Annotated in this window: 18 protein-coding genes; 1 reads left to right on the plus strand and 17 read right to left on the minus strand. The window is 73.5% G+C overall.

The features are described from left to right. The first annotated feature begins 45 nt into the window (after positions 1–45). The gene (locus ACFZB3_RS43420) at positions 46–966 is read left to right on the plus strand and encodes a zinc-binding dehydrogenase (protein WP_391387642.1); all 921 of its coding nucleotides are present in this window, start codon (positions 46–48) and stop codon (positions 964–966) included. Between the two features lie 96 nt (positions 967–1,062). On the opposite strand, the gene ACFZB3_RS43425 is transcribed toward ACFZB3_RS43420, so the two are convergent. The 17 genes from ACFZB3_RS43425 to ACFZB3_RS43505 form a co-directional block, all read right to left on the minus strand. Beyond that, positions 1,063–1,347 carry a hypothetical protein gene (locus tag ACFZB3_RS43425; protein ID WP_391387645.1) on the minus strand — a complete coding sequence of 95 codons (285 nt, stop codon included), beginning with the start codon at positions 1,345–1,347 and terminating at the stop codon, positions 1,063–1,065. A gap of 153 nt (positions 1,348–1,500) precedes the next feature. After that, positions 1,501–4,527, minus strand: a complete 3,027-nt coding sequence (locus ACFZB3_RS43430; RefSeq protein WP_391387648.1) for a glycoside hydrolase family 38 C-terminal domain-containing protein — start codon at positions 4,525–4,527, stop codon at positions 1,501–1,503. A gap of 28 nt (positions 4,528–4,555) precedes the next feature. Next, a complete protein-coding gene (locus ACFZB3_RS43435; protein WP_391387651.1) occupies positions 4,556–4,930 on the minus strand; it encodes a hypothetical protein in 375 nt (124 codons plus the stop codon). 212 nt (positions 4,931–5,142) lie between these two features. After that, the gene (locus ACFZB3_RS43440; protein ID WP_391387654.1) at positions 5,143–5,436 is read right to left on the minus strand and encodes a right-handed parallel beta-helix repeat-containing protein; all 294 of its coding nucleotides are present in this window, start codon (positions 5,434–5,436) and stop codon (positions 5,143–5,145) included. A gap of 369 nt (positions 5,437–5,805) precedes the next feature. Beyond that, complete coding sequence (locus ACFZB3_RS43445) at positions 5,806–6,807, minus strand: PfkB family carbohydrate kinase (RefSeq protein ID WP_391387657.1); 1,002 nt, start codon at positions 6,805–6,807, stop codon at positions 5,806–5,808. Continuing rightward, complete coding sequence (locus ACFZB3_RS43450) at positions 6,804–7,439, minus strand: bifunctional 4-hydroxy-2-oxoglutarate aldolase/2-dehydro-3-deoxy-phosphogluconate aldolase (RefSeq protein ID WP_391387662.1); 636 nt, start codon at positions 7,437–7,439, stop codon at positions 6,804–6,806. The genes ACFZB3_RS43445 and ACFZB3_RS43450 overlap by 4 nt, the downstream gene beginning before the upstream one ends. An 85-nt stretch (positions 7,440–7,524) precedes the next feature. Next, positions 7,525–8,361: a hypothetical protein gene (locus tag ACFZB3_RS43455; protein ID WP_391387855.1), complete on the minus strand. Its 837-nt coding sequence runs from the start codon at positions 8,359–8,361 to the stop codon at positions 7,525–7,527. 2 nt (positions 8,362–8,363) lie between these two features. Next, a complete protein-coding gene (gene dgoD / locus ACFZB3_RS43460; protein WP_391387665.1) occupies positions 8,364–9,509 on the minus strand; it encodes a galactonate dehydratase in 1,146 nt (381 codons plus the stop codon). Further along, positions 9,506–10,297, minus strand: a complete 792-nt coding sequence (locus tag ACFZB3_RS43465) for an FCD domain-containing protein (RefSeq protein WP_391387668.1) — start codon at positions 10,295–10,297, stop codon at positions 9,506–9,508. The genes dgoD and ACFZB3_RS43465 overlap by 4 nt, the downstream gene beginning before the upstream one ends. A gap of 28 nt (positions 10,298–10,325) precedes the next feature. Further along, positions 10,326–11,099, minus strand: a complete 774-nt coding sequence (locus ACFZB3_RS43470; RefSeq protein WP_391387671.1) for an SDR family oxidoreductase — start codon at positions 11,097–11,099, stop codon at positions 10,326–10,328. Positions 11,100–11,139: 40 nt separating this feature from the next. Next, a complete protein-coding gene (locus ACFZB3_RS43475; protein ID WP_391387674.1) occupies positions 11,140–13,203 on the minus strand; it encodes an alpha-galactosidase in 2,064 nt (687 codons plus the stop codon). Next, the gene (locus ACFZB3_RS43480; protein WP_391387677.1) at positions 13,200–14,084 is read right to left on the minus strand and encodes an ABC transporter permease subunit; all 885 of its coding nucleotides are present in this window, start codon (positions 14,082–14,084) and stop codon (positions 13,200–13,202) included. The genes ACFZB3_RS43475 and ACFZB3_RS43480 overlap by 4 nt, the downstream gene beginning before the upstream one ends. Next, positions 14,084–15,019, minus strand: a complete 936-nt coding sequence (locus ACFZB3_RS43485; protein ID WP_391387680.1) for an ABC transporter permease subunit — start codon at positions 15,017–15,019, stop codon at positions 14,084–14,086. The genes ACFZB3_RS43480 and ACFZB3_RS43485 overlap by 1 nt, the downstream gene beginning before the upstream one ends. Before the next feature lies 1 nt (position 15,020). Further along, the gene (locus ACFZB3_RS43490; RefSeq protein WP_391387685.1) at positions 15,021–16,310 is read right to left on the minus strand and encodes an extracellular solute-binding protein; all 1,290 of its coding nucleotides are present in this window, start codon (positions 16,308–16,310) and stop codon (positions 15,021–15,023) included. Between the two features lie 14 nt (positions 16,311–16,324). Then, positions 16,325–18,445: a glycoside hydrolase family 27 protein gene (locus ACFZB3_RS43495; RefSeq protein ID WP_391387688.1), complete on the minus strand. Its 2,121-nt coding sequence runs from the start codon at positions 18,443–18,445 to the stop codon at positions 16,325–16,327. 205 nt (positions 18,446–18,650) lie between these two features. Next, positions 18,651–19,382 (minus strand): DUF1275 family protein, encoded by a 732-nt coding sequence (locus ACFZB3_RS43500; protein WP_391387691.1) that lies wholly within the window; start codon positions 19,380–19,382, stop codon positions 18,651–18,653. Between the two features lie 72 nt (positions 19,383–19,454). Further along, on the minus strand, positions 19,455–21,914 hold the full coding sequence (locus tag ACFZB3_RS43505) for a transglycosylase domain-containing protein (protein WP_391387694.1): 2,460 nt from the start codon (positions 21,912–21,914) through the stop codon (positions 19,455–19,457). Between the last annotated feature and the right edge of the window lie 186 nt (positions 21,915–22,100).

Below are 22,100 nucleotides of genomic sequence, written 5' to 3' on the forward strand. Positions count from 1 at the left end.
CCGGTTCGCCGCCACGATGTCCCCACCCTCCCAGAGGAACCCCTCATGCGAGCCATCACCGTCAAGGACCGCGACGCCGGAGTCGGCGGCCTGGCCCTCACCGAGCTGCCGCATCCGCACGCCGCCGAGAACGACGTGGTCGTGCGCGTGCACGCCGCCGGGTTCACGCCCGGCGAGCTGACCTGGCCCGCCACCTGGACGGACCGGGCCGGCCACGACCGCACGCCGAGCGTGCCCGGCCACGAACTGTCCGGTGTGGTCACCGAGCTGGGCTACGGCACCACCGGACTGACCGTCGGCCAGCGGGTGTTCGGGCTCGCCGACTGGGCCCGCGACGGCACGCTCGCCGAGTACACCGCCGTCGAGGCCCGCAACCTCGCCCCGCTCCCGGCCGACGTCGACCACGTCACGGCCGCCGCCCTGCCGGTCTCCGGGCTCACCGCCTGGCAGGGCCTCTTCGACCACGGCCGCCTGACCACCGGGCAGACCGTGCTGATCCACGGTGCCGCGGGCGGTGTCGGCTCCATCGCCGTACAGCTGGCGCGGGAGGCGGGCGCGCGGGTGATCGGCACCGGCCGGGCGGCCGACCGCGACCTCGCGGGCGACCTGGGCGTGGACACCTTCGTCGACCTCCAGGCCGAGCGGCTGGAGGACGTCGGCGAGGTCGACGTGGTCTTCGACGTGATCGGCGGCGAGATCCTCGACCGCTCCACGACGCTGGTCCGCCCCGGCGGCACGCTGGTCACCATCGCCCACCCGGTCACCGTGCGCCCCGCGGACGGGCGGGCGGTCTTCTTCGTCGTCGAACCCGACCGCGCGCGCCTCGCCGACCTCGCCGCACGGCTGCGGGACGGGCGCCTCGCACCGGTCGTCGGTGCGGTGCTGCCGCTGGCGGAGGCGGTCGCCGCGTTCACCCCGGACAAGCGCACGCCGGGCCGGACGATCATCCGGGTGGCCGAGGACTGACTCCCCCCACCGCCCCCCAACTGCCCCCGGACGCGGGCCGGATGGCGGAGGCCGATCGGCATCGGGGTGACGCCCGGTGCGGCCCGGCGGGCCGGGTCAGGCCAGCCGGTGCAGCGCCTCCCGGGTCACCTGCCCGAGCAGCGGCTCGCCGGCCGCCCAGCGCTCGACCTCCGCGACCGCGTACCGGCCCAGCCGGCGCACCTCGCTGCCCTGGGCGCCGGCGGTCAGGCGCGGGCAGCCCCAGCCGCTGATCAGCACCTCCGCCTCGGCGAACGCGGCGGGGAAGGCCGCCCCCACCGGGCCGGGTGCGAGCCGGACGTGCCCAGCGAGCCGGTCGCGCAGGTCCGCCGGGAGCACCTGGCCGGCGACGGCGGGGTCCATGACGGACACCGCCGTGGGCCGGCCGGACGAGGGGGCTGTCCCGGACGCGGGGACTGTCATGGTGCTGGGCCTCTCTCGGTGCGTACGGGAACGGAGACGGAGCCGGCCCCGGGCCCGGCGGACGCGCCGGGCCCGGGGTGGCGCACCGCCGGGTCACGCGCGCGGCACCCGCAGCGTGACCAGCTGGAACGGCCGCAGGGCGAGCACGACCGCGCCGTCCGCCGTGGCGGGCGGTTCGCTGTCCGCGAGCGGGCGCTCCAGCAGGTCCGTGAGGACGGCCCGGTCCGTCGCGAGGCCGTCGCCGCGGACGGTGGCACGGGCCCGGCCTCCGTGCGCTTCGTAGAGCCGGACCACCAGGTCGCCACTGCGGTCGTCGGCCAGCTTCACGGCGCTCACGACGACGGCCTCGTCGTCCACGGTCACCAGCGGCGCCACCTCGGCGACGGCTCCGGTGACCCGGCGCTCGGGGAGGTTGGCCCGGTAGCCCTCGCGGACGGCGTCGCCGATCGTCGCGCCGGGCACCAGGGCGTGGTGGAAGCGGTGCACTCCCTGGTCGGTCTCCGGGTCCGGGTAGCGGGGCGCGCGCAGCAGCGACGCCCGTACGGTGGTGGTCGTGCCCGCGTCGGTGCCGGTGCGTACGGCGCGGGTCACGTCGTGGCCGTAGGTAGCGTCGTTGACGACGGCGACGCCCCAGCCCGGTTCGTCGAGGTGCACGAAGCGGTGGTTGCAGGCCTCGAACCTGGCCCATTCCCAGCTGGTGTTCTGGTGGGTGGGCCGGTGGACATGCCCGAACTGGGTCTCGGAGGCGTACCGGTCGGCCTTGACGTCGAGCGGGAAGGCGAGCTTCAGGAAGCGCTCGGTCTCGTGCCAGTCCACCTCGGTGTCGATGTCGAGGCGTTTGGCGTCCGCGGGGACCGACAGCAGCTGGGTGACGCGGGAGCCGCCGAAGACCCGCTCGACGCGCACCGCACCGCCCTCGGCCTCCAGTGCGGTCACCTCGGTGAGGTCGCTGCCGACGTTGCGGTAGAAGGCGTCGACGTCCCACGCGTCCCACTGGTTGGGGAAGTCGGGGTGCAGCTGGAGCAGGTTGGCGGCCTCTCCCGGTGCGATCGCCTCCCGGTCCGCGGCCCTGTCGTACGCCGAGACGACCAGTCCGCGGCCGTCGATCTCGACCCGCAGCAGGTGGTTGTCGAGCACGTAGCCGCCGCCCTCGCGCGGTACGGGGGTCGCGGTGCCGCCCTGGACGGATCGCGCCGAGGCACTCCCGGCCGGGACGCCGCGGCGGGCGTGCGGGGCGGAGTTGAAGACCAGTTCCCGGGTCCCCTCCCCCGCCAGGGCCCGCTGCGCCGCGCCGATGACGTCCTCCAGCTCCCCGGCCAGCCGCGCGTAGGTCTCGCGGGCCTCGCGGTGCACCCAGGCGATGGACGAGCCGGGCAGGATGTCGTGGAACTGGTGGAGCAGGACCGTCTTCCAGATCCGGTCCAACTGCTCGTAGGGGTAGGGGAATCCGGTGCGCACCGCGGCCGTCGCCGCCCACAGTTCGGCCTCGCGCAGCAGGTGTTCGCTGCGCCGGTTGCCGCGCTTGGTCTGCGCCTGGCTGGTGAGGGTGGCGCGGTGGAGTTCGAGGTACAGCTCGCCGACCCAGACGGGCGGGTCGGGGTACTCGGCCTCGGCCTTGGCGAAGAAGTCGGCGGGCGCTGCCCATTCGACGGTGGCCGAGCCCTCCAGGCTGCGCAGCCGGGCCGCCTTGGCGACCATCTCCCGGGTGGTGCCGCCGCCTCCGTCGCCGTAGCCGGTCGGCGCGAGGGAACGGGTGGCGACGCCCTTCTCCTTGAAGTTGCGTGCCGCGTGCGCGATCTGACGTCCCGTCATCTCACAGTTGTAGGTGTCGACGGGCGGGAAGTGGGTGAAGATCCGGGTGCCGTCGATGCCCTCCCACTGGAAGGTGTGGTGCGGGAAGCTGTTGGTCCGGCTCCAGGAGATCTTCTGGGTGAGCAGCCGGGTCGAGCCCGCGGCCCTGATGATCTGCGGGAGTCCGGCGGCGAAGCCGAAGGTGTCGGGCAGCCACGCCTCGTCGTTCTCGATGCCGAACTCGTCCAGGAAGAACCGCTTGCCGTGCACGAACTGACGGGCCATCGCCTCCGAGCCCGGCATGTTGGTGTCCGACTCCACCCACATCCCGCCGGCCGGCACGAACCGCCCGTCCGCGACCGCCTTCTTCACCTTCGCGTACACCTCGGGCCGGTGCTCCTTGATCCAGGCCAACTGCTGGGCCTGGGACATGGTGAAGACGAAGTCGGGGTCCTCCGCCAGGAGGGCCGTCATGTTGGACGCCGTACGGGCCACCTTGCGGACCGTCTCGCGCAGCGGCCACAGCCACGCCGAGTCGATGTGCGCGTGTCCGACCGCGCTGATCCGGTGCGCGGAGGGCGCGGCGGGGGCGGCGAGGACCCCGGCGAGACACGAACGGGCCCGGTCTGCGGTGCCGTTGACGTCCTGGAGGTCGACGGCGTCGAGCGCCCGGCCGACCGCGCGCAGGATCTCGTGGCGGCGAGCCCCGTCGGCGGGCAGCTCCGCCATCAGCTCGCCGAGCACCTCCAGGTCCATGACCAGGTTCCACACGGTCTCGTCGAAGACGGCCAGCCGCATCTCGCCCAGCACGTACTGGGGAGCGTCTCCGGCGGTCGCCCGGTCGCCCATCGGGGTGGGCCGGAACGGCACGCCGCCCGCGTCGAGGTCGGGGTTGGAGGCGGCCTCGACGCGCCAGTGGACCTGCTCGCCGCCGGTCACCGGCGAGCCGACGCGGACGTGGGCGTTGCGCGGGTGCAGGCCCTTCACCGGGGTGCCGTCGGGCAGGTGGACGAGGCCCTCGCACTGGAAGCCCGGGGTGCGCGGGGTGAAGCCGAGGTCGAGGACGGCCTCGACGGTGCGGCCGGCCCACTCGGCGGGGACGGTGCCGGTGACCTTGAACCAGCTGGTTCCCCACGGCGTGCCCCACGGGGTGCCCGCGGCGACGGGGCGGGTCGGGGCGGCCAGCCCCTCGGCCACCGGGACGGGTTCGCCCGGGGTGGACCAGATCTCCACGCTCAGCGGTGTGCTGACGGGGTGGACGGCGGGCCGGATGCGTTCCCTGAGGACGCGTTCCAGACGTGCTTCGACCAGGTTCCGGTCGTCGTGCATGAGGGGGGTCTCCTGTTGCGGGGAAGGGTCAGTGGAGCGGTGCGGGACGCTCGCAGGTGCTGGTCACCGGGAGGGCGCGGCCCTGGTCCGCCGCGTCCATGGGGGTGAGCGTGATGTCCGGGACGTGGGCGGCGGGTTCGGCCGACGCGGGGTGCGGGCGCCCTCTGCGCGAGGGCTCCGTTGAAGCCGTCGGTCCGGCGGCCGGCGGCCGGTGCGAGGACCCGCCCCGCGCTTCGGGTCCCCTGGTCCTGTTCCCGACCCGCACGGCGGGCGGCACCGCGGGCCGGGCCCGGAGTCCGGCGGGCGGGCAGGTGGTGGCGGCGCGGCCGTCGCCGATCGTCACGGGCCGGTGCCCGTCCCAGCCGCCGCGGACGGCCGGCGCCCGCCGGATGTCGGTGGTCAAGGTGATCGCACACTCCCATCGGCGCCGCGCGGTCGGGCACGGCGGTCGGTGTTGAAAGGGCGGGTCGGACGGGGGGCGTTGCGAACCTATGAACGCCCCCTTGGTTTGTCAATACGTTTTACGAACGTCGGCGGGGCCCTTCCGGGTCGCGGCCGTGCGCACGGCCGGGGCGTCGCCCGTCCGGACGGCCGCGGCGCCGGAACGGGTTCCGGTCAGCCGGTGATCGTGAAGGTGGACGCCGAGTCGTTCTGGGTGGCGGGCCGGCCCGACCGCAGGTTCTGGATGGTGTTGCCGGAGAAGGTCCCGGTGCCGGTGACCCCCGAGGTGATCCAGATCCCCTGGTCGGCCGGACCGTCGATGGTGTTGCCCGTCAGGGTCACGTCGACGCTCTTGCGGTCGATGCAGAGGCCCGCCCGGAAGGCCCCGCGCAGGGTGTTGTTGCTCAGGGTGACGTTCGTTTTGACGTCCGGATACCGCGAGGTGGCGGCCGGCGAGCCGCTCGGCATGTGAATGACACGAACATGCCAAAATCGACCTCGTCCGGCCCCGGCGCACAGCCGTGCCGGACCGGACTGGGCCGGATCGGACCGGGCCGGACTGGGTCGGATCGGACCGGGCCGGACTGGGTCGGATCGGACCGGGCCGGGCCGGATCGGACCGGCACCGGCCCACGCCGGGATCACCTGGACGAAGTCCGCGGAAACACCCTCGACCGCCGCAGGGGCGAACGGACGAAGGCGGAATGACCTCGCCGAGCAGGCGCCCCACGCCCTGGAAACGCCGTCCCGGCCGGACCGGCGAGACCGTCCCTGGCCCTGCCGATCGCGCCGGCGAGTCCAGCGACGGTCCACCGATTATTCCATCGCCTTGATTAACTAACTTCGAACCGCCTCGGAGCCTTCCTCGTACCGCTGCCAGTCCCGGTCCGGGAGTCCGAGGAGCCGGGCGATGTCCGCCGCTTCGGGCAGGGGTCCGTGGTCCCCCGTCACCTTGAGGGCGGACACGGCGGTGAGGTGGCCGAGCCGGAGGGCACGGGGCAGCGTCTCCGCGCGCAGCAGTCCGGCCAGGAAGCCCGCCGCGAAGGCGTCGCCCGCCCCGACCGGTTCCACCACGGCCGTCCGCAGCGCGGGCACCGTGCACGTGCCGTCCGTGGTCACCGCGGTCGCGGTGCGGGCGCCGTCCTTGACGACGAGGATCCGCGGGCCGGGCAGCAGTTCCCGCAGCCCGGTGACGGTCAGGTCGCCGCCCCACAGCTCCTGGGCCTCGTCGAGGCCCACGAAGACAATGTCGGCACGGTCGGCGAGGGCGCGCAGCACCGTCGGCGCGGTGCCGTCCGGCCACAGCGCCGCACGGTGGTTGACGTCGAAGCTGACGGTGTACGGCCGTTCGGCGGCGGGCGGGGCGAGGGCCCGGGTCACCAGGGCGCGGCAGGACGCGGACAGGGCGGGAGTGATGCCGGTGAGGTGCAGCAGGGCGGCCGAGCCCACGGGTTCGCCGTCGAGCAGGCCGGGGCCGAGGGCCGAGGCCGCCGAGCCGGTGCGGTAGTAGTGGACGCGGGTTCCGGCGGGGCCCGGGTTCTTGAGGAGAAGGCCGGTGGGCCGGTGCGGGTCGGTGCGCACATGGGTCACGTCCACTCCGGCGGCGGCGACCGCGGCACGCACCCGGCGGCCCAGCGGATCGTCGCCGACGGCCGAGAGCCAGCGGGCCGGGACACCGTGGGCCGCGAGGTACATGGCCACGTTCGACTCGGCGCCCGCGACGGACAGCCGCAGGTGCCCGGCGTCCGCCAGCGGCCGGGGCGGGTCCGGGGCGAGGGCGGCCATGGTCTCGCCGAGGCAGACGACCGGTCCCGGGGCCGGACGCCAGGCAGCCGTCACGCGGCCCCCTCCTCCCGCACGACGGCCCGGAACGCGCGGGCCCGGTCGCGCAGGGCGAGGATGCTGCCGCCGTCCGCCGCGTCCCCGACGAGGGGGGAGCCGACGCCGACCGCGGTGGCCCCGGCGGCCAGGTAGGCCCGCGCGGCCGGCACGTCGACGCCGCCGACCGGGACGAACGCCGCGTCGGGGAACGGCCCGCGCAGCGCCTTCAGATACGCCGCTCCCCCGGCCTCGGCGGCCGGGAAGAGCTTCAGCGCGGCCGCGCCACGGGCCTGCGCCGCGATCACGTCGGTGGGGGTCAGCACGCCCGCCAGGACCGGCATGCCGAGCTGTCCCGCGGTGTCGGCACCGGCGCCGAGGCCGGGGGTGACCGCGAAGGTGGCGCCCGCGCGGTGGGCGGCGTGCGCGTCGGCGGCGGTCAGCACCGTGCCGGCGCCCAGCGGCCGGCCGGGGCCCAGCTCCTTCGCGGCCCGGCTGAGGACGGTGAGCGCGTCCGTGCCGCTCAGGGAGACCTCTATCAGTTCGATGCCCTCCTCGGCCAGGGTCAGCACGGTGCGCAGGGCGGCGTCCGGGTCGCCGCCGCGCACGATGGCGAGCAGGCGGCGGGCGGCGAGGGCGGCTCGCAGATCCACGAGCGGGCTCCTTCCTTGTGTCTCAGGGGCCTTGTGTCTGTGAGGACTTGGGCCACAGGGGTCTGTGCCCCAGGGGCTTCATGCCTCAGGGGCAGCGGCAGTCCGCGGTTGCGGTGAGGCGCCAGCGGACCTCGCCCGAGGCGGGGACGCGGGCGGCGTCGTCCGGGCCCGCGTCGGCGAGGTCGAAGACGCGGCCGAGCATCGGCTCGACGCCCGTACTGCGATAGGGCCGGCCGGCGGGGAAGCCGCCGAGGTTGCGCCACAGGGCGACGGAGAGCGGCTGTCCCTCCGCCTCGACGGCGAGGGCGAGCCGGTCCGCGCCGTCGTGCACACAGCACCGGCCGCCGTCCACCACGGCCCCGACTGCCGTACCGTCGTCCGGCCCGAACCGGTCGAGCCGCAGCCCCCGGGGGGCGGGCCAGTCGCCCTCCACCCAGGGGGCGCCGTCCGGCCAGGGACGGTCCAGCAGGGGTGCCGCCTCCGGGAACAGCCGGGTGGGCGCCCCGTCACGGGCCCGCACGACGGCCTCCTCGGAGAGGTCCAGGAGTGCGTGGGCGGCCCAGAGGAAGCGGAAACCGGGCTCGGCCGTCAGCGCGTAGTCGGCCTCCACGCCCTCGGCCGTACCACGCAGCTTGCGCTTCAGGGTGAAGCGCTCGCAGCGGACCGTCTCCCCGAAGCCGTCCCCGGAGCCGTCCTCGTCGCGCGTCCAGGGCCGCGACCAGGCGTCCCCGTGGTCGGGCGTGCCGCGCACGGTCGGGACGCACTCCTCCACTCCCCCGGCGTCCACGAACGCGTCGCCCGGTGCGACCCCGTCGCGTCCCGGGCTCGCACGGTGCCACAGCCATTCCCGCTCGCCGTGCCGCAGGGAGGTCCAGCGGCCGCCGTGCGCGAGGTCGGTCACGACGTCGAGGGGCGGCGGCACGGTCACCACTCCGCGAAGGAGCCGTCGGCGTGCCGCCACACCGGGTTGCGCCACCGGTGCCCGGCGCGGTCGGCCGCGCGGACGGCCGCCTCGTCGAGGGTGATGCCGAGCCCGGGGGCGTCACCGCGATGCGCGTGCCCGTCCACGAAGCGGAAGGGTTCGGGGTCGACGAGGTAGGAGAGGAGGTCGGCCTCCTTGTTGTAGTGGATGCCCCGGCTCTGCTCCTGGATGAGGAAGTTCGGGGTGGCGAAGGCGACTTGGAGGCTGGCGGCGAGGGCGATGGGGCCGAGCGGGCAGTGCGGGGCGAGCTGGGCGCCGTAGGTCTCGGCGAGCGAGGCGATGCGGTGCACCTCGGAGATGCCGCCGGCGTGCGAGAGGTCCGGCTGGGCGACCGCGACGCCGGCGGCGAGGACGGGCAGGAACTCGGCGCGGGAGTACAGGCGTTCGCCGGTGGCCAGCGGCACCGGGCTCGCGGTGACCAGGCCGGGCAGCAGGTGGCCCTGTTCGGGGACGACCGGCTCTTCCACGAACAGCGGGTGCAGCGGGGCGAGTTCGGCGAGGACGCGGCGGGCGCTGGCGGCGGTGAAGCGGCCGTGGAAGTCGACGGCGACGTCGCGGTCCGGGCCGAGGGCGTCCCGGGCGGCGCTCACCCGGGCGACGACGGCCGCCGTCTCCGCGGCGGTCGCCAGCGGCGAGGTGGCCCCGGCGCCGTTCATCTTCACCGCGGTGAAGCCCGCCTCGACCTGGGCCGCGATCTGCTCGGTCAGCTGGGCGGGTTCGTCGCCGCCGACCCAGGCGTAGACCCGCACCCGGTCGCGCACCGGACCGCCCAGCAGGGCGTGCACGGGTGCGCCGTAGGTCTTGCCGGCGATGTCCCACAGGGCCTGGTCGAGGCCCGCGACGGCGCTCGACAGCACCGGACCGCCCCGGTAGAAGCCGCCCTTGGTGAGCACCTGCCAGTGGTCCTGGATGCGCAGCGGGTCCTGCCCCACCAGATACTCGGCGAGGACGTCGACGGCCGCGCGGACGACCTCGGCCCGCCCCTCGACGACGGGTTCGCCCCAGCCGACCACTCCGTCGTCGGTCTCCACGCGGCAGAACAGCCAGCGTGGCGGGACGAGGAAGGTCTCTATCCGCTCGATCTTCACCGGCCGCCGCTGCCTTTCGTGTCGTCCGTACCTGTCCCGGTCCCGGTGCCGTCCTCGGAGCTGTCCTCGGTGCCGTCCTCGGGGCTGTCGAGCCGGGCCAGGTCGCGGCCCGCCTGGTCGAGCAGGGCCCGCATGGCCGTCTCGGCCGCCTGCGGGTCGCGGTCGCGTACGGCGTCCAGGACGGCGCGGTGGGCGGGGACGGGGTCCTCGCTGTGCGGGGAGCTGTGCACGATCCGGTCGCGGTGGGCCAGCCCCGACTCGATGACCATCTCCATGCGTTCGAGCAGTTCGTTGTGGGTGGCGGTGAGCAGGGCCCGGTGGAAGGCGAGGTCGGCGTCGACGGCGTGGCCGGGGTCGGCCTCCTCCCGCCCCATCGCCGCCACGGCCGTCTCCAGGGACAGCAGGTCGGCCTCGGTGCGGCGCTCGGCGGCGAGCCGGACGGCGGCCGGCTCGATGATGGCGCGGACCTCGGCGAGGTTGCGCAGCAGCGACCGTTCCGCGCCGGTCGTGGGACCGCCCTCGAACTGCCAGCGCAGCACGTCGGCGTCGAGGAGGTTCCAGTCCGCGCGGGCCCGCACGAAGGTGCCGCGCTTCTGGCGGGCGTCGACCATGCCCTTGGCGGCGAGCACCTTGAGGGACTCGCGCAGGGCGGTGAGGCTGACGTCGAGTTCGCTCTGCAGCGCCACCAGGTCGAGCGTGGCCCCTTCCGGGATCTCGCCGCCCAGGATGCGGCGCGCCAGGGCCTCCACGGTCTGGCCGTGCACACCGCGGCGGGCGTAGGGCGTCATGTCGTACAGCCTTTCTTTTCAAAGGGCATCATGCGGAGGCCTTCACGACGCTCCAGCCACCGTCCACGACGAGACTGGACCCGGTGATGTAGGAGGCCTCGTCGGCGCAGAGGAACGCGATCGCGGCGGCCACCTCCTCGGGGGTGCCGAAGCGGCGGGCGGCCGTTCCGGCGATGCTGCGCTCCCGCTCCCCGGGCTCCACCCGGTCCCAGGCCCCGGTCAGGATGGGGCCGGGGAGTACCGCGTTGACGCGCACCTCGGGCCCGTACTCGACGGCGAGCTGCCCGCACAGGGACAGCAGGCCGCCCTTGGCCGCGGCGTAGGCGGGGTGGCCGGGAATGCCCGCGTGGGCGTGCACCGACGAGGTGAGGACGACGGCGCCGCGGCGGGCGCGCAGGTCGGGCAGGACCGCCCTGACGCCGAGGAAGCTGCCGGTGAGGTTGACGGCGAGCTGCCGCTGCCAGGACGGCAGAGTCGTCTCGTGGGCCGCCGCGACGTCGACGGTGTAGGCGTTGCTGACGAGCACGTCGACCGGGCCGAAGGCGTGGGCGGCGGTGACGATCCGCGCCCAGTCGTCCTCGGCGGCCACGTCCGCGTGCACGTAACCGGCCCGGCCGCCGTCCTTCTCGATGCCGTCCACCACGGCCTGGCCGCGTTCGTCGGCGAGGTCGGCGACCACGACGGCGGCGCCCTCCCCGGCGAGGCGGGCGGCGGTGGCGGCTCCGATACCGGAGGCGGCGCCGGTCACCACGGCGGTACGGCCGGTGAAGCGGGCACCGTACCGTCGTACGGACTGGTCCATCGGGCTCCTTAGAGGGTGAGCTGCTGGAAACATATGCGGCCTACAGGCGCCTCAGCACCACCAGGTCGGCGTCGTGTTCGGCACTCCACGCGAACGGCAGGCCGTGGTGGAGCAGATGGGCTCCGCCGTACGGCGTTCCGGTCGCCGTGTCCCGGTAGCGCGCCGCCGGGTCCAGGCCCCGCAGCCGGAGCCGGTCGGGGCGGCCGGGGAGCAGCGGTGCCCCGTCGAGGCGGCCGGTGGAGAGCGCGGCGACGACGGTCCGGTCACCGGCGTCGAACTGCACGCCGCAGGTGGGGTCGTCCGGCGTGCCGAGCAGCCGGGCCTCGCCGTGGTGGACGACGTCCCGCACCTCCTTGTAGCGGGCGATCCAGCGGGCGGCCTCGGCCCGCTGCTCCGGGGTCCAGGCGCGCAGGTCGGCGCCGATCCCGAGGACGCCGCACATGGCGTTGACGAAGCGGAAGGCGAGGCTGCGCGGGCGCGGGTCGAAGATGCCGGGGGCGTCGGTGACCCAGGAGCTCATGACGTGCGGCGCGTGGGCGTGCAGGAAGCCGTGCTGGACGCGCAGCCGGTCCATCGGCGCGGTGTTGTCGCTGGGCCAGACGACGTCGGTGCGGGCGATGGTGGCGTGCTCGATCCGTCCGCCGCCGCCGGCGCAGCCCTCGACGGTGACGTCGGGGTGGGCGGCGCGCAGGTGGTCGAGGACCCGCAGGTATCCGGCGACGTGCTCGGCGTCGAGGTCGACCGCGTCGGCGGGGCCGGTGCCGGGGCGGCCGCGTTCGGTGGGCGGGCGGTTCATGTCCCACTTCAGGTAGCCGATGCCGTAGGCGCCGAGCAGCCGGTCGAGGGTGCCGATGACGAAGTCCTGGACGTCGGTGCGGCCCAGGTCGAGGAGCAGCTGGTTGCGGACGAGGCGGGCCGGGCGGCCGTCGATGCGGTAGACCCACTCGGGGTGTTCGGTGTGCAGCCGGCTGCCGGGGCTGACCGCCTCCGGCTCCACCCACAGGCCGAAGTCCAGGCCGAGGGCGCGGACGTCCGCCACGAACCGGTCGAAGCCCTGCGGGAACGCCTCCGGGTCCGGGTACCAGTCGCCGAGGCCGCCGGTGTCGTCGCCGCGGCCGGTGAACCAGCCGTCGTCCACGACGAACAGCTCGGCCCCGAGGTCCGCGGCCGCCTTCGCGAGCTCCAGTTGCCCGGCGGCGTCGACGTCGAAGCCGGTGGCCTCCCAGGAGTTGTAGAGGACCTTGCGGGTGCGGTGCAGCCGGTCGCCGGTGAGGCGGCGCTCGTAGCGGTGCCAGACCCGGGACAGGCCGTCGAGTCCGTCGGGGCTGAAGGCGCAGGCGAGGCGGGGGGTCGCGAGGGTTTCACCGGCGGCCAGGTGCACGGCGCCCTCGTGCGGGACCCGCCCGGCGCGGACCCGGACGGCACCGCCCGGCTCGGCCTCCGCCGTGATGTGCCAGTTGCCGGGCCATTCGAGGGCGACGCCGTAGGTGGCGTCCCCGTCCTGCACGGCGAGCCAGGGCGCGTACGCGTGGCCGGGCGCACCCTGCAGGCTGCCGATGCTGAACGTGCCCCGGGTGAGGTCGAGTCGGGTGTGCTGGAACTCCTGCGACCACTGACCGGACAGGTACGTCAGCCGGGCCGCGCCCCGGACGGGGACGGTGACGGCGGCCGAGTCGAGCCGTTCCAGGCGGAGTCCGGTGGCGGCGGTGAACTCGGCCCAGCGGAGGATCACGTCGGTGCCGGGGACGGTCTCGTAGCAGAGGACCGTGCGCAGGCCGGTCAGCTCGTCCGTGAAGGCGAGCCGCAGGCCCCCGGCCGTCTCCTCGGCGCCGGCGAACTCCCACCACACGCCCCGGTCCTCGCCCCGGCCTCGTACCACCAGTTCGGATCCGGTGAACGGCCGCAGCCCGTACGGCAGGTACTCGGCCGGGGCCGCGTCGGCGGGCGTGATGAAGTGGGTGCGGTGGGACCAGTCCAGGGCGGACGGCCCGTCCTCGACGCCGAGCGGGCCCCAGGCGTCGAGCTCGGCCCACGGCCCGTCCGGGGAAAGGCGGACGGTGTAGCTGGTGTGGTCCGTCCGCAAGGTCCAGCGCTGGTACGTCACTTGACCGCTCCGAGGTTGAGGCCCGCCACGAAGTGCCGCTGGAAGCGCAGGAACACGGCGACCGTGGGCGCGGCGGCGATGACCGAGCCGGCGGCGATCACGTTCCACATCGACACGTACTGGCCCTGGAGTCCGATGAGGGCGGCGGTGATCGGCATCTTGGTGTCGCTGCGCAGGACGGTGATCGCCCAGAGCAGGTCGTTGAAGATCCAGGTGAAGGACAGCGCGCTGAGGGCGGCCAGGGCGGGGCGGGTCAGCGGGAGGATGATCCGCCAGAAGATCTGCCAGGGCCCGGCGCCGTCGACGACCGCCGCCTGCTGGATCTCCACCGGGATCGACCGCATGAACCCGTGCAGGACGAAGACGTAAAAGCCGACGCCGAAGCCGATCTGCACGCCGATCAGCGCGGGCAGGGTGTCGTAGACGCCCAGCACCTCGCTGAGCTTGGACACCGGGATGAGCAGGATCTGCGGCGGAAGCAGGTTGCCGCCGAGCATGAGCAGCAACAGGGAGCGGCGGAAGGGGAGTTCGTAGCGGCTGAGGGCGAACGCGGCCATCGCGGCGAGGGCGAGGGTCACCAGGACGCAGGGGACGGTGACGAGCAGGCTGTTGATCAGGGCCTGCTGCTGGCCGCCGCCGGTCCAGGCCTGGCCGAAGTTGGACAGGGTGAAGGAGTGCGGCCAACTGCCCAGGCCGTGGGCGGCGATGTCGTCGAAGGAGCGCAGGCTGGTCACCAGGACCAGGGCGATCGGCAGCAGCCACAGGACGGCCAGGGCGCCGGCACCGAGGTGGAAACCGGCGGTGGCCGCCCTTCTGCGGCGCAGCGCCGTGGAGTTGGCCGTGGAGTTGGCCGGGAAGTCGGCCGTGGCGTCGGCGGACATCAGTCGGCCTCCCGGAAGGCGCGGACGAGGTAGGAGGCGATGACCCCGAAGGCGAGGACGAAGATGACGACGGCCAGGGCGGAGCCGTAGCCGAGGCGCAGGGACTGGAAGGCGGTCGAGTACATGTAGGTGCTGAGCAGTTCGGAGGAGTGGTAGGGGCCGCCGCGGGTGAGGGACCAGACGACGTCGAAGGAGCGCAGCGAGTCGATGACGATGACCGACAGGACGACCGCGTTGACGCTGCGCAGTTGGGGCAGCGTGACGTGCCGGAAGCGCTGCCAGGCGCTCGCGCCGTCGACCTTGGCGGCCTCGTAGAGCGCCGGGTCGATGCCCTTGAGGCCGGCCAGGTACAGGACCATGACGTAGCCGATCTGGCGCCACAGGGCGGGCACGATCACCGCGTACAGGGCGGTGTCCTGGTCGGCGAGCCAGGCGTGCTGGAGGCTGCCGAGGCCCACGCCTGCCAGGATCCGGTTGAGGACGCCGTCGGGCTGGTAGATGGCCTGCCAGACGAGGGCGGTGGCGACGAGCGAGAAGACGACCGGCAGGAACAGCGCGGCCCGGTAGAAGCCGACGCCGCGCCGCTCCTGCTGGAGCAGCAGCGCGGCGGCGAGGCCCAGGACGGCGGAGAGGCCGCCGAAGAGGACCAGCCAGAGCACGGTGTGGCCGAGCGCGCTGCGGAAGACGTCGTCGTGGGCCATCTCCCGGAAGTTGTCCAGGCCGACGAACTGCGGCGGGGAGACGCCGTCCCACTTGGTGAAGGCGAGGTAGAAGCCCTGCAGCGCGGGCCAGAACACCCACAGGGCCTCGGCCAGCAGCGGGACCAGGACGAAGGCGAGGACCAGCGGCGGGGTGCGCCGGGGGCCCCGGGCCCGCCTGCCCCTCACGGGCAGGCGGGCCGGGGACGTCCGGTCGGGGGCGGTGAGCACGGCCACGTCAGGCGTTCCAGATCTTCTGGGCGTCGCGCTGCCAGTCGGTCAGGATGCTGCCGATCTGCTTCGGCTTGGCCAGGAACTTGGTCAGGGCGGTGTCCGCGGTGGGCTGGAGGGCGTCGCTGGAGTCCCGGTTGAAGAACTGGGTGATCTCGGCGGCCTCCGCGACGTGCGCGCGGCCCTTCTTCACCAGCGCGGTGCCGGAGTCCTTGGCGTCCGGGTTGCAGGGCAGGACGGTGCCGGAGGAGCCCTTGATGTATATCTCCTGGGCCCCGGCCGTGGCGAGGTACTTCAGCAGGTCGAAGACCTGGTCGCGGCGGCCGGTGCGGGCGCTGGCGAAGTAGCCGTCGACGGGCGCCTCCTCGGCCAGGGGGATCTTCGCGTCGATGACGGGGAAGCGGAAGAAGTCGATGTCGTCCAGGGCGCTCCTGGGTGCCGAGTCGGCGAAGAAGGTGCCGATGAGCATCATGCCGGTCTTGCCGCCCAGCAGGGCGGTCGTGGCGTCCTGGAAGGCGAGGGCGGTGCCGTTCGGGTCGAAGTACGGCAGCACCTCCTGCCAGCGGTCGAAGACCTTGCGGACCTCGGGGTCGTCGAACCGGTGCTTCCCGGCGAGGAGTTCACGGTGGTACTGGGCGCCGTTGATCCGGATGTCGAGGTAGTCGAACCAGGCCGACGCCACCCAGGGGGTGTTGCCGCCGGCGCCGAGCCCGATCGGGGCGACGCCCTTGGACTTGAGCTTGTCGCACAGGTCGAGGAACTCGTCCCAGCTCTTCGGCTCGCTCACGCCCCACTTGGCGAAGTTGGACTTCCGGTAGAACATGCCCCACCAGTAGTAGGTGTTGGGCACGAAGACCTTCTTGCCGGAGCTAGCGGTGCACAGCGAGTTCAGTGCCTTGGTGTACCGCTTGAGGTCGGGCGAGGAGCTCCACACCTCGTCGAGGTCGAGCAGCAGGTTCTTCTTGGCGTAGGCGTCCGCGACCGAGCCGGGGTACCAGGTGTAGACGTCCGGCGGGTTGGCGGAGGTGAGGTACGTCGGCAGCTGGGTGCGGAAGGTCTCGGCGGCGACGGTGTTGAGGCTCGCGCTGCCTGACCCCTTCTTGCCGTAGGCCGCGACCAGGTCCTCCATCGCGGCCTTGGCCTGCGGGGCGGAGAGGTTGGACTGGAGGGTCGCCGGGCCCTTCGAGGAGGTCTTCCCGGAGGAGGTGGAGGTGACGCAGCCGCTGAGCAGTGCCGCGGTCCCGGCGGCACCGAGTCCGGCGAGGAACCGCCGTCTGCTGGTCTGGGGGTTGGCCATGGTGGTTTCCTCGTTCACTTGAATTGGGTCCGGTACACGTGGCCGTCGACTCCGCGGAACACCGCGTCCACGGCTCCGTCCGGGCCGGCGACCGCGCCGAGCGCGCCGTCGAAGGCGGCGCTCGGGAACTCCTGCCGCTTGCTCCAGCCCTGCCAGGCGCCGTCGGCGTACCGCTGCTGCCAGAGCGTGTAGTCGGCGGCCCGCGCGTACAGCAGCACCGCGTCCCCGGCGGCGACCAGCGTCGGGCTGCCGCTGACGGTCCCGCCGAGCGAGGTCCAGTCGGACCACTCCCCCGACGTGTCCCGGGTCCGCGTCCACACGTCGTCGGCAGTGGTGCGGACGGCGACACGGACGCGCCCCTGGGCGTCGACGGCGGCGGACGGCCGGCCGGAGACCTGCAGTCCGGCGGGCGCGTCGAGCGAGGACCAGCCGGTGGCCGGGCCGCGCTGCACGACCGTGCCGTCGGCGCCGCGCGCGAACAGCGTCCAGTGGGCGGGATCGGTGAAGGCGACGGACGGCGCGTCGGTCAGATCGCCGCCGAGGGACTGCCACCGCCCCCAGCGGCCGTCGGCGTAGACCCGCCGGTAGGCCCGCGAGTCGGCGCCGCGTACGAAGACGTCGATCCGGCCGCCGGCGGAGGCGTACACGGCGGGCTGGCCGAGGATCTTCCCCTGTGCGGGCCCGCCGAGGTCCTTCGTGCTCCCGCCGGTGTTCTGGACGAGCGAGCCGTGCGTCCCCCGGAAGAAGGCGGAGCCGTCGCTCGCCACGGCGGGGCTCGCCGTGGCCGCCACGCCCAGGTCCGTCCCCGGCAGTGCGTCGGCGCCGGTCAGCTTCAGGAAGGCGGTGCCGTGCGCGGGGACCTCGACGGTGTACGACCCGGTGTGCGTACCCCGGTCGGCGCGCGCCCGCAGGTCACGGACCCGGACCGGGCCGCCGAGGCCGGTGTCGGCGAACTGCACGGTGCGCAGGGCCGGCTGGTCGGAGCGGTTGAGCAGGACGACCGCGCGCTGTCCGTGGCCCTGCAGGACCTTGCTGTAGACGTCGCCGACGGAGTCGGTCGCGACCCGTACGCCCTGGACGGCGAGGGGGTCCTGGTCGACGGCGATGATCTCCGGGTTGCGGAGGGTGCCGAGCATCGAGTCGGACAGGGTGCGCGGGTCGGAGCCCAGCATCAGCGGCGAGCCCATCTCGGCCCACATCACGAACTGGGTGGTGGACTCCTCCTGCGTCAGCTCGTACGTCCCGTCGGTCATCTTCCGCATCGGGATGAGGTAGTCGGGGTCGTTGTAGTGGCCGGGGCCCTGAGCCTCGGGGTGCCAGGCGTTGGCGTCCATGTTGCGCAGGATGTTGGGCCACTCGCCGGGGCTGGGGGTGCCCCAGGCGATGTCGGTGCCGGTGCGCCAGGAGTCGGCGATCGCCGGGGCGTAGACGTAGGTGTTGTGGGCGTCCTGCTCGGGGGTGTGCGGCAGGCCCCAGTCGTCGGTGAGCGGGTTGCAGAGGTTCAGCAGCATCTTCCGGCCGGACTTGGCGACCGCGTCGCTGAACTCCTTGTAGGCGGGGCCCGGATCCAGCTTGGCGCCGATCCCGCAGAGGAAGTCGACCTTGATCGCGTCGATCTTCCAGCCCGCGAACTGCCGTGCGTCCTGGTCGTAGTACCCACGGCTGCCCAGACCGCAGCTCCTGCCGCCGTCGTAGGTGCCGGCGTCGGTGTAGATGCCGGCCCGGAGTCCCCGTTTGTGCAGGTAGGAGACGAGGGCGGGGATGCCGGAGGGGAAGCGGTCCGGGTTGGCGACCAACCGGCCCTGGGCGTCCCGGGGGTTGTCGGCCTGCCAGCCTCCGTCCAGCCAGACGATGTCGTAGCCGGCGTCCCGCAGGCCACTGCCGACCAGCTTGTCGGCGACGGCGCGTACCTCCTTCTCGGTGGGCGCGCCGAGCCCGTAGTACGAGTTCCAGCCCATGTAGGGCGTCGGCGCGAGGCCGCTGTCATAGCCGGCGGGTGCGCCCTGGTCGACGGCCGTCCGGGCGACGGCGTCGGGGGTCACGGTGGCGGCCAGGACCACCGCGACGGCTGCCGCGAGGGCGGCCCTGGTGATCCGGTGGTGCCGGGGTCCGGCTGCGGGCGGGTGCGAAGTCACTTGCGTCTCCCGGGGGTTGGGAAGCAGGAGAACCGGACGCGGGCCGCTCTGCCGGAGCGGTCCTGCGTCGTCACGGCGACGACTGTGGCCCGTGGCCGAAACTGTGTCAAGATTAATTACTAATTTAGGAGAACCGAGAAGGAGGTGCCCCGGGAACACCGGCACATCGACTCCGCCCGGCCAGGAGACCGCGGCCTCGCACTCGCTACCCGGACGCGCCGCGGCCCGTCCGGTCCGCAGGCGTGCCCGCGGCCAGGAGGGCGCACACCACGAGCACCGGCGGGAGCACTCCGGCCCATCCCGGCGCGGTCCGCAGTACCGCCGCGCCGGCCGCCGCGCCCGCGATCAGGGCTGCCAGCCGGACGGGCACCCAGCGGCTCGGGCGGCCCGCCCCCACTCCCTTGACGATGTACGTGGCCAGGGTGCCGGTCAGATAGGTGGTCGGCGCCGCCGCCCGGCCGGCCGCCACCATGGCCCCCGACTGGATGCCCATCGTCAGCGCGGCACCGAACTGCAGGACGTCCCGGGCCGTCCGCCCCGGCGCTCCGCCCAGGACGGCCCAGACCACCGCGCCCGCGGCCAGCAGGAGCGCCTCGCCGACGAGACAGCGCAGCACCGGCCGCGGCCAGTGCGTGACGGTGCCCTCGCACCCGCGGGTGAACCGGGCGGTGACGGCCGCGCCGAGCCCGAATCCCGCCAGCGCCAGCACCGCCGCGGTCACACCCGCGCCCTGGGCACGGCCGGCCGCCATCCCGAGCAGGGCCAGGTTGCTGGTCATGACCCCGGCGAAGACCCGGTCCAACGCGGTGAAGGAGATGGTCTCCAGCGCCCCGGAGGCCGCCACCAGAAGCACGACGGCGACCCGCAGGGCGGTCCCCGGTTCCGCCGGCGGCTCCCCCGGGGTCTCCGTCACTTGCTTGCGCGGCGCGTCACTCACAGTCCCCGAGCGTAACGCCGGGTGAGGACGGTGCGGCCGCGGGACATGGGGCGCGCCGTACGGCCGACGCGCTCACCCCCCGCGGGTGAAGGCCGGGGCCGGTGAGCTGGTCGTCGGCGAGGGGGAGGTGTTGCCGCCGGTTGTGCCGCCGAGCAGGCCGCCCCCGGTGCCGGCGGTGGTGCCGGTCGTGGTGCCGGTGGTGTCGGTCGGGCTGGGGTTGACGCAGTGCCTCCGATGCCGGTGGCACGGTGCGGCCGTGCGGGTCGGGGTGGCCGGTGCCGTCGGGGTGGCCGCGGGTGTGCTCGGGGCCACGGTGGCGGAAGGCGTCGGCGAGGGTGCGCCGAGTTCGTCCGTGCTCTGGCCCGGCTCGGGTGCGGGCGGGAACTGCTGGACGGGCTGTCCCTGCAGGGCGGCGGTCATGTAGCCGGTCCACACCTCGGTGGGCATGTCGGCGCCGAAGACCTTGGCGTAGCCGCCGACGCCCTGCATGGACTGCAGGCCGGCGTTCTTCGGGTCCTCCTTGAACATGCTCACAGCCGTGGTCAGTTGCGGGGTGTAGCCGATGAACCAGGCGGACTTGTAGTCGTCGGTCGTACCGGTCTTGCCGGCCACCGGGCGGCCCAGGGCCTGGGCGTGGGTACCGGTGCCGTTCTTGACGACGTCCCGCAGGACGTCGGTGACGGTGTCCGCGGTCGCGGAGGGCATGGCCGTGGTGCCCTTGGGCTTGGCGAAGCCGGGCAGCTGCCGGCCGTCGGCGACGACCTTGGTCACCGAGTACGGCTCGTGCTGGATCCCACCGTCGTCGAAGGTGGCGTACGCGTCCGCCATGCGGATCGCCGACGGTGTGGAGGTACCGATGTAGAAGCCCGGGGTGTCGTACTGCAGGCTCGTGCGCAGCAGCCCCGCCTTGAGGGCCTCGCTCTCCACGTTGTCGTAGCCGACGTACTCGCCGAGCTGGACGTAGGGGGTGTTGACCGACTGCTCCATCGCCTTGCGCAGGGTGATGTAACCCCACTTCGTGGTCACGTCGTTGCGCTGGTGCAGGAGCCCCGTGGGGTCGTTCGGGTCCGGCAGTTCCTGGCCCTGCTGGTTCTTGATGGTGATGCCGTCGTCGCCGTCGAACTTCGAGGCCGGGGTGATCGGCGAGGCCTGCTGCCCGGGAGAGAGGACGGCGCCGTGGTCGAGAGCGGCGGCCAGGTCGAAGGGTTTGAAGGTGGAGCCGACCGGCACCCCGGTCGCGTCCGCGTTGTCCGTCCAGTGCCCCTTGTTCCAGCCGGCCCCGCCGTACAGCGCCACGATCGCGCCGGTGGACGGGCTGATCGACGCCGCGCCGACCTGGACGTCCTTGTCGGCCGAGCGGTGCTGCGGGTCGAGGTGCCGGTGCTCCATCGCCGCCACGGACGCCGACAGCGCGTTCACCTTCTTCTTGTCGAAGGTCGTGTAGATCTGGTAGCCGCCCCGGTCCAGCTGCTGCTCGGTGAGGGAGGTGTGGGCCTCGACGTACTTCGCCGCGGCCTGCACCAGGTAGCCGGTCTGCCCGGCCATTCCCGCCGACGGCGTGTACGGCTTCGGCGTGGGGAAGCCCGCCGCCAGGTAGCGCTGCTCCTGGGCGTCGGTGATCTGGTGGATCTTCGCCATCCGGTCCAGCACGTACGTCCAGCGCGCCTTGGCCTGGGCCTTGGCCTGCGGGTCGGTGTCGGCGTGCATCAGCAGGCTCGGCTCGTTGACCGTGGCGGCGATGAAGGCCCCCTGGCTGACGTTCAGCTGGAAGGCGTGCACGTGGTAGTAGGTGCGGGCCGCGGCTTCGATCCCGTAGGCGTCCCGGCCGTAGTAGCAGGTGTTGAGGTAGCCCTGGAGTATCTCCTCCTTGGACATCTGGCCGCCGATCTTCAGGGAGATCATGATCTCCCTGAGCTTGCGGGTGACCGACTGGTCCTGGCTGAGATAGGTGTTCTTCACGAACTGCTGGGTGATGGTGGACCCCGACTGCACGTCACCGCCCGTGGCCATGTGGTAGACGGCGCGGAGCATGCCCTGTGTGTCGATGCCCGGATCGGAGTAGAAGGTGGCGTTCTCCGCGGCGAGGAAGTCCCACTGGACCAGTTTCGGGACCTGCGCGAGATCGACGTTCTGCCGGTTGGTCGACCCCTGGGTGGTCATCACCGAGCCGTCGGACCAGTAGTAGGTGTTGCTCTGCGCCTGTGTACTGGGGTTCGCGCCGGGGATCGTCGTCGTGGCGTAGGCGTAGCCGAACAGGCCCATCAGCCCGCCGGCGAACAGCAGGAAGGTGCCGGACACCAGCTTCCACGAAGGCAGCCAGCGCCGGAAGCCGCGCCTGCCCGCCCGCGGGTAGTCGATCAGGCCGCGCCGAGCGGGACGTCCTTCGTCCGTACGCCGCGTGCCCCCCGCGCGACGGGCACGCCCGCCCTTGGCCTGGGCTGCCCTGCGTGCCGCGGCCCGGCCGCCGTACGGCATACCGTCCGAGCCGGACGGCGTGGTCCTGCCCGCCGGTCGGCGCCGGTGTTCGCTCATTCTCTCCACTCCTCAACCAAGGCCACGGCCCCACCGTCGACCAGGGACACGGCCCCGCCGTGGCCGCGGGACCACCCTCCGGTGTCCCCTCGGGGGCCTGACCGGGACACGCTGACACCCTCCCGGGGGCTCCTACAAGCTGTCAGAGTAAGTCGCACTCGCAAAACGCATGCAACCGCCCGCCCA

This window comes from Streptomyces sp. NPDC008092 (genome assembly GCF_042957285.1).
GTDB lineage: Bacteria > Actinomycetota > Actinomycetes > Streptomycetales > Streptomycetaceae > Streptomyces.